The organism is Cupriavidus sp. KB_39 (assembly GCF_052114485.1).
Lineage (GTDB): Bacteria > Pseudomonadota > Gammaproteobacteria > Burkholderiales > Burkholderiaceae > Cupriavidus.
In genome coordinates, this window is the sequence record NZ_JBFREV010000063.1 from 1 (window position 1) to 12,421 (window position 12,421).

Below are 12,421 nucleotides of genomic sequence, written 5' to 3' on the forward strand. Positions count from 1 at the left end.
TTCCACACCGCTGACGGCATGATCGGGAATCACGAGGTAGTGCGAGGCGCCGACGTAGTCCTTGTAGAGCACGAGGCCCCGGTCGCGATCGACCACGGCGCAGTCGGCGTGGCGCGGCGYGCCGTCCGTGAGGCAGCGCGCCTGCACGTTGCGCCAGAGACCGTTGCGGGTGAAACCGCCGACGGCATTCGGCGGCCACACGATCTCCGCGCTGGCCACGGCCGAAACGCAGGCCGCAATGATCGCGACGAACAAACCTCGCATCGGAAAACTCCTGGGTATGGGTGAGATGCCTGGGGCGCGGGGCGCGCGCCTGACCCGGGAGAGTTACCAGAACTTGTGTGGCATTTCTACCATAGGGCCGGACTGGCTATCTGGATTGCACGCCGCCCTGGTCCACCGCCGCACTGGCCAGCAGCACGAGATCGGCGATGGCCTTGCCGCCTGCCGAGATATGCGTCCGCATGGCCTCGGCGGCGACGTCGGCATGGCCCGCCAGCACCGCCTCCACCACATGCCCGTGCTCGCGGTGGGAGCTGGGCACGCGGGCGTCGTTGATCAGCCCCTTCTTCTGCCAGTAGATCGCCAGCCGGCGGCGCAACTGCACGATCTGCTCGGACAGGAACGGATTGGCTGCCGCCTGGTACAGCACGTCGTGGAATTTGCGATTGGCCTCGATATAGCCGGCGGTATCCCCGCGCTCGACGTGCTCGGCTGCCGCTTCGTGCGCATTGGCCAGCACTTTCTTGCCGGCCGCCGTAATGCGCTGGGCTGCCAGCCGCGCCACCACGCCCTCCATCTCGGCCAGCGTCTCGAACATCGCCACCAGTTCGGCGGCGGTCGGCTGGTGCACGAACATGCCAGCGCGCGGCACGATGGTCACCAGCCCCTGAGCGGCCAGCATCAGCAGCGCCTCGCGCACCGGCGTGCGCGAGCTCTCGAACGCGTCGGCCAGCGCCTTCTCGTCGATCTGTGCCCCCGGGGGCAGCGCGCCGGTCTGAATGGCCGACACCACGTTTTCTCGAATGCGATCCTGGAGTGATTGCACGGGTATACCCTCTTTTGTTCCGGATAGAAAATATCTGTAGGCTTCGTGAATATATCAAGAAGACCGGGAGATATTTCGGAATGGATGATAACTCGCCTCTGCTCACTGTGGACGGCCCCATCGCCACCCTCGCGCTACGCCGCCCCGAGGTGGCAAACCGGCTCAATCCAGGTGATCTGCGCGCCATACGGCATCACATCGAGGCGGTCAACGAGATGGAGCGCGTGCTGGTGCTCCGCTTCGTCAGCGCCGGCAAGTATTTCTGCAGCGGCTACGACATCGGCTCGCTGGCCGGCAAGGCCGACGAAGGCGCGCTGAATTTCGGCGAAGTCATGGACGTCATCGAAGCCGCCCGCCCGGTCACCATCGCCGCCATTAACGGCGGCGTCTACGGCGGCGCCACCGATCTTTGCCTGGCGTGCGACTTCCGCATCGGCGTGCCCGGCTGCGACATGTTTATGCCGGCCGCCCGCCTGGGCCTGCATTTCTATCGCGGCGGCATGGCGCGCTACGTCTCGCGGCTCGGCCTGAACGCCGCCAAGCGCCTGTTTCTGACCACTGACCGGATCGACGCCGCCACCATGCTGGACATCGGCTTCCTGACCGAGATGGTCGAGCCGGAGGCGCTCCACGCGCGGGTGGACCAGTTGTCCACCCAGCTTGCCGGCATGGCGCCCATCGCCCTGCTCGGCATGAAGCAGCACCTCAACGCGCTGGCGCGCGGCACGCTCGATGCCGACGCGCTGGCGCGGGACATCCATCGCTCGGAGATCTCGGCAGATCTCCGGGAAGGCGCGGCGGCGTGGAAGGAAAAGCGCCAGCCGGTATTCAGCGGCAAGTAGCGATACAGCTACCCGGAGGAGACACACACCATGAAAAAGACCCCCGTATCCACGCAGTCACTGGCCGCCCTGGCCACGTTGGCCCWCGTCGCCACCGCGCTGCCTGCACAGGCTTCGCCGCAGACGGCGTACCCGACCAAACCCATCCGCCTCGTCATCGGCTTTCCCGCCGGCGGCGGCGCGGACAACACGGCACGGCTGTATGGCGATGCGCTGAGCCGCGAACTGGGCCAGCCCGTCATCGTCGACAACCGGCCCGGCGCGGGCACCACCATCGCCGCCGAGTTCGTCGCCAAGGCGCCGGCGGACGGCTACACGCTCTACATCGCCACGGCCAGCCTGATGGGCGGCGACAAGGTGCTCTACAAGAACATCAAGTACGAGCCGTCCGATTTCATCCCCATCACCCGGCTGGTGGCGGCGCCGATGATCCTGGCCGTCAACAAGGACATCGGCATCCGCAATGTGGCCGACCTCGTGGCGCAGGCCAAGGCGCACCCGGGCTCGCTGAACTATTCGTCCTCCGGCAACGGCGTCATCACCCATCTGGCCGGCGTCTACTTCACCAAGCTGGCCGGCGTGAAGATGACCCACGTGCCGTATAAGGGCGGCGCGCCGTCCGCGCAGGCCGTGGCCGCCGGCGACGTGCAGCTCACCTTCGGCACGGCGCCGTCCGTCAAGCCGATGATCGACACCGGCAAGATCGTGCCGATTGCCGTGACGTCCGCCCAGCGCTCGCCGGCCAACCCCCAGTTGCCGACCATTGCCGAAGGCGGCGTGAAGGGCTACGACCTGTCCGCGTGGTACGGCCTGTTCGCGCCCGCCAAGACGCCGCCCGAGATCATCGACAAGCTCTACGCGGCCACCGCCAAGGTCATGGCCAACCCCGAACTGAAGAAGAAATTCCTGATGCAGGGCGACGAAGTGGCGGTCTCCGCCTCGGTGGCCGAATTCCAGGAATACGCGGCGCGCGAAGGCCGGATCGGCGTGGACCTGGCGGTCTCCAGCGGCGCGAAGATCGATTGAATGACATGGAGCATGCAATGACAAACCCGGCCAATTCCACCCCCACGCCTCCGGCGGGCCAGAGCCTGCTGCCGCTGGCGGGCCTCACGGTGGTGGATCTCACGCGGGTGCTGTCCGGCCCCTACTGCACGATGATGCTGGCCGACCTTGGCGCCCGCGTCATCAAGATCGAGCACCCCAACGGCGGCGACGACTCGCGCCAGGTCGGCCCGTTCGTGGATGGCGAGTCGGCCTACTTCGCCTCCATCAACCGGAACAAGGAATCGATCGCGCTGGATCTAAAGCAGGCCGACGACCGCAAGGTGCTCGAAAAGATGCTGGAGTCGGCCGACGTGCTGATCGAGAACTTCCGCGCSGGCGTGATGGAGAAGCTCGGCTACACCTGGGCGACGCTGCACGCGCGCTACCCGCGCCTGGTGTTCGCGTCGATTTCCGGCTTCGGGCAGACCGGCCCCTACCGGAACCGCCCCGCCTACGACATGGTGGTGCAGGCCATGGGCGGCCTGATGAGCGTGACTGGCGAGGCCGGCGGCAACCCGGCGCGCGTGGGCGTATCGATTGGCGATATCGGCGCGGGGCTGTACGCCACCATCGGCATCCAGTCCGCGCTGCTCAAGCGCGCGGCCACGGGGCTGGGCGAACGCGTGGACATCTCGATGCTCGACTGCCAGGTGGCGCTGCTGGAGAACCCGATCGCACGCTACTCGGCCACGGGCGGCGTGCCGAAGCCGCTGGGCACACGGCATCCGTCGATCACCCCGTTCGACATGTTCGCCACGCGCGACGGCTTCATCGTCATCGCCGTGGGCAACGATGCGCTGTTCACCACACTTTGCGCGGCGCTGGGGCGCGAGGAATGGGCGCGCGACCCGCGCTTTGCCACGGTGCCGGCCCGCAACGAGCACCACGCCATCCTGAAAGAGGCGCTCGAAGCCCGGCTGGCCGATGCCACCACCGCGGAGTGGGAAGCTGCGCTGGAAGCCGCCGGGGTGCCGCATGGTCCACTCAACGGCGTGCCGGAGCTGGTCGAGAACGCGCACGTGGCGGCGCGCGGCATGCTGCTGGACATCGGCATCGGCGATGGCAAGGCGCTGCGCGTGGCCGGCAACCCGATCAAGATCGGCACGGCGGACGCACTCTCTGGCGTGCGCAACCCGCCGGCGCTCGACCAGGACCGCGCCCGGCTGCTGGCCGAGTTCCGGKTGTAGGCCCCGCTAATCAGGGTTCGCGCGCGTAACTAACCGGCCTTGCCGTGACGGGCAAGGCTCGTAAATGACAGTTGCACAATCAAACAGAATGTCAGGTGCCTCGACGCTACAGTGGTCACTCCCATGCCTGTAGGCGTTTTAGGAGGTACACGAATGAAGCAACATCTGGCGAAATCCCTGTTGATGGCTGGTGCGATGATCGCGTCTTATCCGCTGCTGGCGCAGCAGACGCTGCCGGCCCAGCCGATGCAACCGGCGCAACAGGGTCAACCGCCGATGCAGTCGGCCGCGCCGTCCCCGGTGGGCGTGCAGCAAGGCGTGCCGCCTGCTGCACCCGACACCTATGCGCAAGGCTCCGGCCAGTCGGTCCAGTACGGCGTGCCGCCGTCGGCTGGCGCGCCCATCGCGGCAACCGTCGCCCCCGCCCCCACCATGAGTCCGGCGATGGACCCGAGCGCGGCAGCGAACACCACCTTGCCGCCCGACGCACTAGGCTCGCGGCTCGGCCAGCGCAGCAGTTTCCTCGACGGGGCCTGATCCAGCCCGTTCAGCCCGGCACGCCGAGGCACCGCGCTGGTGCCCCGGCGTGCCAGCGCTCACCGCCGGAACCACAGCATCGACAAGGCGCAGGCCGCCACCAGCAACACCACCGACGCCGCCGCCAGCAGCGCGCTCACCTCGGTTTCCTTGCGCTCCATCGCAAAGCGGGCACTGAGCTGGCGATAAACCTGACTCAGGTCGGCCGCCGACCCGGCCTGGAAGTACTCCCCACCCGTCATCGTCGCCACCGCGCGCAGCGCCGGTTCATCGAGCTGCATGAAGTAAGACAGGTTCGATTCCCCCGCCGCGCCGCCCTGCGTCGACCCAAATCCCACGGTATAGACACGCACCCCGCGCTGGGCCGCCATGCGCGCGGCTTCCGCCGGGTCCGGGCCGGTGGTGCGGCGCCCATCACTCAGCAGGATCACCGCGCCGTGCCGGTACGAGCCCGGCTGCACCGCCTCCCGCTCCTGATCGCGCTTGCGCGCGGCATCCGCCGACGCGGCCTCGTCCAGCGAGCGGGGGCCGCGCCCGGGGCGGGCCGACATGCCATTGAACAGGATGTCCTCGAGATCGATGCCATCGTCGGGAAACAGCACCGCCAGCGCCTGGATCAGCCCGCTGCCGGTGGCCGTGCCACGCTGGAGCTGGAAGCGCTCGATGGCGTCGAGCATGTCCTGCCGGTTGTTGGTGGGCGGCAGCACCACCGTGGCAGTCGTGGCGAAGGACACGATGCCCAGGCGCACGCTGGCCGGCAGGCCGATGATGAGGTCCCGCGCCGCCTGCTGCGCGGCGCTGATGCGTGTGGGCGCCACGTCGGTGGCTTCCATGCTGCGCGAGGTGTCCATGGCAAGCACCAGCGTGACGGTGTCCGATGGCAGGGTGATGGTGGCGCTGGGGCGCGCGCAGGCCAGTAGCGCCAGGGCCAGCGCCACGAAGTACAGCAGGGGTGGAATATGGCGCCGCAGGCGTTGGCGCGTGCCAAGCGCGGCGCGGGGCAGCGTCAGGCTGGCATAAAGCAGCGCGGTCTTCTTACGCCGTGCCAGCAGATAGAGATAGGCCGCGGCCAGCAGCGGGAGCGCCAGCAGCAACCAGAGCATTTGCGGCCAGAGAAACTGCATGCCCTGCTCCTTGGCGCGTGAGTGAGAACGATGGTACTGTATTTTCCAACGGCGGGACGGGACCTCGGGAGCAGCAATGAAACGGGTGACGATCTACGGATGGCTCTCGGCGGCAGTCGCGCTCGTTTTCTCCTTGGGTGTGGGCTCCGCCTGGCTGATGCAGCCCGCCCCGGCGCGCGCACCCACGCAGGCAGACATCGACTCGGCCGTGCTCCATACGCTGCAAACCAAGAGCCTGCCGTCGCGCACGGCGCGCGCCGCAGAGGCGGTGCGCGAGTCGGTGGTGGAAGTCCGCAGCTACGCGCCGGGGGAAGACAAGGCGCARCCGGCACCGGCGGCGCCCAACAGCAAGCCGGCGCCATCCGCCAAAGCCGCCAAACCTTCCCCGAAATCCTCGCCAAAATCCTCCGCACCTTCCCCCGCGCCGGCCCCCGCCCCGCCGCGTGACGAAATCGCCACGGAAGGCATGCCCGACCACAAGACCGAAGAGCGCCAGATCGGCACCGGCGTGGTCGTGACCGAAAGTGGCATCGTCATCACCAATCACCACGTCATTGCCGATGCCAGCCGCGTGGAAATCCGCTTCCACGACGGGCATGTCGCCGAGGCATCCATCCTCCAGGCGATTCCGGAAAAGGACATCGCCATCCTGCAGGCCAAATCCATCCCCGACGACCTGCCGGCGGCCACGCTCGGCTCCAGCCGGGAGCTGGCGCCCGGCGCCGAAGTCGTGGCGGTGGGCTTTCCGTTCGGCATCGGCCCGTCCGTCTCCGCCGGCGTGGTGTCCGGGSTGGACCGCCAGTTCATCTCGCCGGACAACAAGCAGAAGCTGGACAAGCTGATCCAGTTCGACGCCGCCGCCAACCCGGGCAACTCGGGCGGGCCGCTGGTCAACATGAACGGCGAGGTGGTGGGCATCGTCACGGCCATCCTCAACCCCAACAAGGACGGCACTTTCCTCGGTATTGGCTTTGCCATCACCATCGAAAGTGCCGGCGCATCCATCGGATCTTCCCCCTTCTAGACGCGGAGGCCTATGAACGACGAAGCCCGGAGCGCTGCGGACAGCGCCAACCTGATGGAACGCCTGCTGTACGAGGTGAAGCGCGTGGTGGTGGGGCAGGACCACTTCCTGGAGCGGGTACTGGTGGCCGTGCTGGCTGGGGGGCACCTGCTGGTGGAAGGCGTGCCGGGCCTGGCCAAGACGCTGACCGTCAACACGCTCGCCCGCACCATGAGCGGCACGTTCAAGCGTATCCAGTTCACGCCGGACCTGCTGCCGGCGGACCTGGTCGGCACGCGCATGTACAACCAGGGCACCGGCGAGTTCTCCACCGTGCGCGGGCCGGTGTTCGCCAACCTGCTGCTGGCCGATGAAATCAATCGCGCCCCGGCCAAGGTGCAGAGCGCGCTGCTGGAAGTGATGCAGGAGAAGCAGGTCACCATCGCCGGGGAGACGCATCGCGTGCCGGCGCCCTTCCTCGTCATGGCCACCCAGAACCCGATCGAGACCGAGGGCACCTACCCGCTGCCCGAGGCGCAGGTSGACCGCTTCATGATGAAGGTGCTGGTGGGCTACCCGAGCGAGGAGGAGGAGGTCGTCATCGTCAATCGCGTGACCGGCCCGCGCATCCATGTCGGGGCGATTGCCACGCCGGAGCATCTGGTCGAATTGCAGGAAGCCTGCCGCAAGGTCTATGTCGACCCGGAACTGATCCAGTACGCGGTGCGCGTGGTGGCGGCCACCCGCAAGCCCGGCAACTACGATCTCGCCGACATGGATCGCTACGTGTCCTTCGGCGCCAGCCCCCGCGCCACCATCGGCCTGATCGAAGGCGCCCGCGCGCTGGCCTTCCTGCGCGGCCGGCACTATGCCGTGCCCGAGGACGTGGTGGATCTGGTGCCCGATGTCCTGCGCCACCGGCTGGCGCTCTCCTATGAAGCCATGTCCGATGGCGTGACGGCGGACCAGTTGATCGCACGCATCCTCAAGGCCCTGCCGGTGCCGGARCGGCCRCTGGAAACCCATGCTCGGGCGGCTGTTCGSTAGGCGCCGGRCCGGCGCGGACGGCATTGCCGCCGCCGCCCCGCTCCCGCCGGTCCCCCCGCCTGCGGAGGCGCCGCTGGGCGGCCCGCGCGTCAGCCAGACCGAGGCGCTGGTCCGCCGCCTGGAATGGACCGTGGTGCGCCGGCTGGACGGCATGCTCCAGGGCGACTACCGCACCCTGTTCCGCGGCTTCGGGCTGGATCTTGCCGATCTGCGCGAATACCGGCCCGGCGACGATGTGCGCCACATCGACTGGAACGTGACCGCGCGGCTGCAGACGCCGCATGTGCGCGAGTTCCAGGAAGACCGCGAGGTGGCAGTCTGGTTCCTGCTGGACCTGAGCGGCTCGATCGACTTCGGCTCGGGCAGCGTGCGCAAGCGCGACCTGCTGAACGATTTCACCACCGTGCTGGCGCTGCTGCTGACGCGCTATGGCAACCGGGTAGGCGCGGTGTTCTACGGCGGCGCGGGCGAGATCGCCACCTCGGTGATCCCGGCGCGCGCGGGGCGCCGCCAGTTGCTGCACCTGCTCGACCGCATGCAGGCCACGCCCGCCGCTTCGCCGGGCGACACCCGGCTGCGCGACCTGCTCGAACGCGCGCGGTCCGTGGCGAAACGCCGCTCCGTGATGTTCGTGGTCTCCGACTTCATCAGCGCGCCGGGCTGGCAGGCCTCGCTCGCCATGCTGGCCCGGCGCCACGAAATCGTCGCGGTGCGGCTGGTCGATCCGCTGGAAGTGGCCCTGCCTGATCTTGGGCTGGTGGTGCTGCAGGATGCCGAAACCGGCGAGCAGATGTTCGTCGACACCCATGACCCGGCCTTCCGGAAGCGCTTTGCGGCCGCCGCGGAGGCGCGCGAGGCGGAGTTGCGGCAGGGCTTCGCGCGGGCCGGCGTGGAGTGCCTGACCCTGTCGACCTACGCCCGGCTCGATCTGGCGCTGCTGCACTTCGCCCGGCAGCGACGCCATCGGCAAGGGGCCGCGAGCGGCGCGGGGGCATCATGATCGATGCGATGAGCCGCCTGCCCCTCTTCAGTTTCCTGTGGCCGGAAATGCTGTGGCTGCTCGGCTTCGTGCTGGTGCTGGGGGCCGGCTATGTCTGGCTCGATGCGCGCCGGCGCCGCGCAGCGGTGCACTATCCCGCGCTGCGCAGCGTCGGCCTGACCACCACGGGCGGCGCCGGCTGGCGCCGGCACGTGTCGCCCGGGCTGGCGCTGCTGGCCCTGAGCGCGTTGATCTTCGCCATCGCCCGCCCGCAGGCCGTGCTGATGCTGCCGTCCCGCATCGATACCGTCATGCTGGTGATGGACCTGTCCGGCAGCATGCGTGCGCAGGACGTGAAGCCGAGCCGCATTCGCGCCGCCCAGCAGGCCGCCAAGGTGCTGCTGGACGCCCAGCCCTCGGGGGTCAAGGTGGGCGTGGTGGCGATGGCCGCCACGGCCGCCGTGGCGCACGCGCCCAGCCGCAACCGGGAAGACGTGGCCAGCGCCATCGACCGCCTGAAACCGCAGGGCGGCACGGCTCTCGGCAACGGCCTGCTGATCGCGCTCACCACGCTGCTCCCGCAGGCCACCCCCGACGCCGCGCTCCTCATGGACGACGACATCCCCCCGCAGAAGACTGCCGATGCGCTGGGTAGCGACGACGACAAGCGACCCGGCTCCTACGCCTCGGGCGCCATCGTCCTGTTCTCCGACGGCGAAAGCAACGCCGGCCCGGCGGTGGTCCAGGCCGCCCAACTCGCCGCCGCCCACGGCGTCCGCATCTACACGGTAGGCGTGGGCACGACGGACGGCGTGGTGCTCTCSGTGGACGGCTGGTCGGCCCGGGTCAAGCTCGACGAAAAGGTCCTGAAACAGGTGGCCGACGTGACCGGCGCCGAATACTTCCGCCTGGAAGATGCCAGCCAGCTCAAGAAGGTCTACCGCGCCCTCAGCGCCAAGCTGGCSTTCGACAAACGCAACCAGGTGGAAATCACCGCCTTCTTCGCCGCGCTGGGCGCCCTGCTGGCCGGCTGCGCCGGGTTGCTGTCGCTGTGGTGGTTTGGGAGGGTGTTGTAATTTCTCTCTTGACAGAAATTACTGAAGCAATAGAATGCGATCCATGGAATTGAAACCGATCGCAGAACGCTTCGTGCTCCACTGGGGTGAAATGGGCTCGCGCTGGGGCGTCAACCGCACCGTGGCGCAGATCCACGCCCTGCTGTACCTGGCCGCCCGTCCGATGGACGCCGAGGAAATTACCGACACCCTGGGCGTGGCCCGCTCCAATGTCAGCAACAGCCTCAAGGAACTCCAGTCCTGGCATCTGGTGAAGGTGGTGCACCTAAAAGGCGAGCGCCGCGACTTCTTCGAGACGTCGAGCGACGTCTGGGAGCTGTTCAAGCTGATCGTGGCAGGCCGGCGCCAGCGCGAGATCGACCCCACCGCTGTGGCCCTGCGCGAATGCCTGGACAATCCCGCCCTCGAGGACGAGGACGCTGGCACCCGCGAGCGGATTGCCGAAACCCTGAAGTTCATCGAGACCATGAGCACGCTGGCCGATGAAATGCTGCGACTGAAACCGGAGACGCTGATGAAGACGCTGGGCCTGACCGCCAAGATCAGCAACGCCGTGCGAAGACGATCCTGAAGCCACCACGACGAACGGGCGACTGCCCGTTTCTTTTTCACGCAGTATTTCTGTCTTTACTGAAAAAACAGTATGAACGAGATCACGAACCACTTCCCCACCCGCAGGAGGGTGCTGGTCTGCGGCGCATCGGGCTTCATCGGCGCGGCAATCTGTAGGCGGCTGGAGCAGGCAGGCCATGAGGTGGTGCGGGGGGTCCGCACCCCACGATCAGACCGCGACATCGCCATCGATTTCAGCAAGGACACCACCGTCGAGGCCTGGCTGCCCCGGTTGGCGGGCATCGACGTGGTCGTGAACGCGGTCGGCATCATCGTCGAAAGCGCCCAAGCCCGGTTCGACGACCTGCACCACCGGGCGCCGGCAGCCCTGTTCCAGGCCTGCGCCCAGGCTGGCGTCCGCCGCGTGGTCCAGATCTCGGCGCTCGGCGCCGAGCAGGGCGACACGCCCTACTTCCACTCCAAGCATGCCGCCGACGAGGCGCTGCGGGCGCTGCCGGTGGAAGCCGTCGCATGGCAGATCCTGTATCCCTCGCTGGTCTACGGCGACGAAGGCACGTCGGCCGCCATGTTCCGCACACTGGCGGCGCTGCCGGTGGTGCCGATTCCCGCCCTGCCAGACGCGCGGTTCCGGCCGATCCACATCGACGACCTCGTCGCCATCGTGGAAGTGGCGATCGACCCGGCCACCCCGCCCGGCCAGACGCTTGCCTGCGTCGGCGGCAGCGAGGTCTCCTACCAAGGCATGCTCGACCACTACCGACGCGGCATGGGATTGCCGTCAGCGCACTGGCTGACGGCGCCCGCGCCGCTGATGGCGATGGCTGCGGCGCTCGGGCGATTTGTCCCCGGCGCTGCGCTCACGCCGGACAACTGGCGCATGCTGCAGGCCGGATGTACCGACGACGACGCGGCCATTACGGCGTGGCTTGGTCACCCGCCCCGGCGCGTGGACCAGTTCATCGCCCCGGCCCAGGCGGAATCCCTGCGCCATCGCGCTATCGCCACCTGGCGGCTGCCGCTGTTGCGCGCGGTCATGGCCATTGTCTGGATGGCCACGGCCTTCATCACGCTGTTCGTCTATCCGATGGAAGACAGCCTGGCGCTGCTGGGCGCCACCGGCATTCACGGCATGCCGGCGACGGTCGCCCTGTATGGCGCTGCCGGGCTCGACCTGGCCATGGGTGTGGCCTGCCTGCTGTATCCGCGCCGCGCGTTATGGGTCGCCCAGGCAGCGCTGATCCTCGGCTACTCGGCAGTCATCGCCGTGGCGATGCCGGAGTTCCTCGCCCATCCGTTCGGGCCGGTGCTCAAGAACCTGCCGRTCCTCGCCATTCTGCTGATCCTCTACATGGAGCCGGAATCATGGAATACCTCGCCATCAAGGTGATTCACGTCATCTCGTCGGTGTTGCTGGTCGGCACCGGATTCGGGACGGCGTTCTACCTGTTCTTTGCCAACCGCTCGGGGTCCGTGGAGGCCATCGCGGTGGTATCCCGGCTCGTCGTCCGGGCGGACTGGTGGTTCACCACGCCGGCGGTCATCATCCAGCCGCTGACCGGTGCGTACATGCTCCATGTGGCCGGGTTTCCGCTTACGTCCACGTGGATCCTGGCTTCCGGCGCGCTGTACCTGTTCGCAGGCGCCTGCTGGCTGCCCGTGGTCTGGTACCAGATCCGCATGTGCCGGATGGCCATCGCCGCGCATGACAACGGCACGGCCCTGCCCGATCTCTACTGGCACTACGCGCGCCGCTGGGAGTTGCTCGGCTATCCGGCCTTCACCGCGATGGTGGTCGTGTTCGCGCTGATGGTGATGAAGCCAATGTAAGGGGAAGGCTGGCCGCGCCTGTGCAGCCCCCGCACAAATCCTGTGCGGCGCATGGCGTTGTAGTGCAGCGTGGCGGTACCTAGACTGGCGCCTCTTTCCTGAGGAGCCTGTTGCATGAACTTCCATCTGCC

General features: G+C 67.9%; 14 protein-coding genes. 11 read left to right on the forward strand and 3 right to left on the reverse strand.

What is annotated here, in order from left to right; genetic code table 11:
• Together AB4Z27_RS27435 and AB4Z27_RS27440 are read right to left on the reverse strand one after the other, a co-directional pair.
• Window positions 1-264, reverse strand: a 264-nt coding sequence (locus tag AB4Z27_RS27435; RefSeq protein ID WP_441645761.1) for a CDP-diacylglycerol diphosphatase, incomplete at its 3' end; no start/stop codon positions are given.
• A gap of 106 nt (window positions 265-370) precedes the next feature.
• Window positions 371-1,048, reverse strand: coding sequence for a GntR family transcriptional regulator (locus AB4Z27_RS27440; RefSeq protein WP_441592515.1), 678 nt, complete (start codon window positions 1,046-1,048; stop codon window positions 371-373).
• 80 nt (window positions 1,049-1,128) lie between these two features.
• Here AB4Z27_RS27440 and AB4Z27_RS27445 point away from each other — a divergent pair, with 80 nt between their 5' ends.
• From AB4Z27_RS27445 to AB4Z27_RS27460, 4 genes are all read left to right on the forward strand, one after another.
• Window positions 1,129-1,890 carry an enoyl-CoA hydratase/isomerase family protein gene (locus AB4Z27_RS27445; protein WP_092295151.1) on the forward strand — a complete coding sequence of 254 codons (762 nt, stop codon included), beginning with the start codon at window positions 1,129-1,131 and terminating at the stop codon, window positions 1,888-1,890.
• Between the two features lie 30 nt (window positions 1,891-1,920).
• Window positions 1,921-2,916, forward strand: a complete 996-nt coding sequence (locus AB4Z27_RS27450) for a tripartite tricarboxylate transporter substrate binding protein (protein WP_441645762.1) — start codon at window positions 1,921-1,923, stop codon at window positions 2,914-2,916.
• A 17-nt stretch (window positions 2,917-2,933) separates the two neighbouring features.
• The gene (locus AB4Z27_RS27455) at window positions 2,934-4,124 is read left to right on the forward strand and encodes a CaiB/BaiF CoA transferase family protein (RefSeq protein WP_441645763.1); all 1,191 of its coding nucleotides are present in this window, start codon (window positions 2,934-2,936) and stop codon (window positions 4,122-4,124) included.
• A 153-nt stretch (window positions 4,125-4,277) separates the two neighbouring features.
• Entirely contained in the window at window positions 4,278-4,661 is a 384-nt protein-coding gene (locus AB4Z27_RS27460) for a hypothetical protein (RefSeq protein ID WP_092295157.1), read from the forward strand.
• Window positions 4,662-4,720: 59 nt separating this feature from the next.
• Here the strand turns inward: AB4Z27_RS27460 and AB4Z27_RS27465 are convergent, their stop codons facing one another.
• A complete protein-coding gene (locus AB4Z27_RS27465) occupies window positions 4,721-5,785 on the reverse strand; it encodes a VWA domain-containing protein (protein ID WP_092295159.1) in 1,065 nt (354 codons plus the stop codon).
• Window positions 5,786-5,861: 76 nt separating this feature from the next.
• Here AB4Z27_RS27465 and AB4Z27_RS27470 point away from each other — a divergent pair, with 76 nt between their 5' ends.
• From AB4Z27_RS27470 to AB4Z27_RS27500, 7 genes are all read left to right on the forward strand, one after another.
• Window positions 5,862-6,809 carry a S1C family serine protease gene (locus tag AB4Z27_RS27470; protein ID WP_441645764.1) on the forward strand — a complete coding sequence of 316 codons (948 nt, stop codon included), beginning with the start codon at window positions 5,862-5,864 and terminating at the stop codon, window positions 6,807-6,809.
• A gap of 12 nt (window positions 6,810-6,821) precedes the next feature.
• Window positions 6,822-7,835 (forward strand): AAA family ATPase, encoded by a 1,014-nt coding sequence (locus AB4Z27_RS27475; RefSeq protein ID WP_441645765.1) that lies wholly within the window; start codon window positions 6,822-6,824, stop codon window positions 7,833-7,835.
• Window positions 7,813-8,835 carry a DUF58 domain-containing protein gene (locus AB4Z27_RS27480; RefSeq protein ID WP_441645766.1) on the forward strand — a complete coding sequence of 341 codons (1,023 nt, stop codon included), beginning with the start codon at window positions 7,813-7,815 and terminating at the stop codon, window positions 8,833-8,835. The genes AB4Z27_RS27475 and AB4Z27_RS27480 overlap by 23 nt, the downstream gene beginning before the upstream one ends.
• Window positions 8,832-9,890: a VWA domain-containing protein gene (locus AB4Z27_RS27485; protein WP_092295167.1), complete on the forward strand. Its 1,059-nt coding sequence runs from the start codon at window positions 8,832-8,834 to the stop codon at window positions 9,888-9,890. The genes AB4Z27_RS27480 and AB4Z27_RS27485 overlap by 4 nt, the downstream gene beginning before the upstream one ends.
• Window positions 9,891-9,933: 43 nt before the next feature.
• Window positions 9,934-10,461, forward strand: coding sequence for a GbsR/MarR family transcriptional regulator (locus AB4Z27_RS27490; RefSeq protein WP_441592511.1), 528 nt, complete (start codon window positions 9,934-9,936; stop codon window positions 10,459-10,461).
• A 72-nt stretch (window positions 10,462-10,533) separates the two neighbouring features.
• Window positions 10,534-11,850 carry an SDR family oxidoreductase gene (locus tag AB4Z27_RS27495; RefSeq protein ID WP_441645767.1) on the forward strand — a complete coding sequence of 439 codons (1,317 nt, stop codon included), beginning with the start codon at window positions 10,534-10,536 and terminating at the stop codon, window positions 11,848-11,850.
• On the forward strand, window positions 11,823-12,290 hold the full coding sequence (locus tag AB4Z27_RS27500; RefSeq protein WP_441592572.1) for a DUF2269 family protein: 468 nt from the start codon (window positions 11,823-11,825) through the stop codon (window positions 12,288-12,290). The genes AB4Z27_RS27495 and AB4Z27_RS27500 overlap by 28 nt, the downstream gene beginning before the upstream one ends.
• The last annotated feature ends 131 nt before the right edge of the window (window positions 12,291-12,421 follow it).

What these genes read in the sequence shown, in the direction of transcription:
- AB4Z27_RS27465 (WP_092295159.1), bottom strand. Translation starts at nt 5,785, where the DNA reads ATGCAGTTTCTCTGGCCGCAAATGCTCTGGTTGCTGCTGGCGCTCCCG.
- AB4Z27_RS27445 (WP_092295151.1), top strand. Translation starts at nt 1,129, where the DNA reads ATGGATGATAACTCGCCTCTGCTCACTGTGGACGGCCCCATCGCCACC.
- AB4Z27_RS27490 (WP_441592511.1), top strand. Translation starts at nt 9,934, where the DNA reads ATGGAATTGAAACCGATCGCAGAACGCTTCGTGCTCCACTGGGGTGAA.
- AB4Z27_RS27460 (WP_092295157.1), top strand. Translation starts at nt 4,278, where the DNA reads ATGAAGCAACATCTGGCGAAATCCCTGTTGATGGCTGGTGCGATGATC.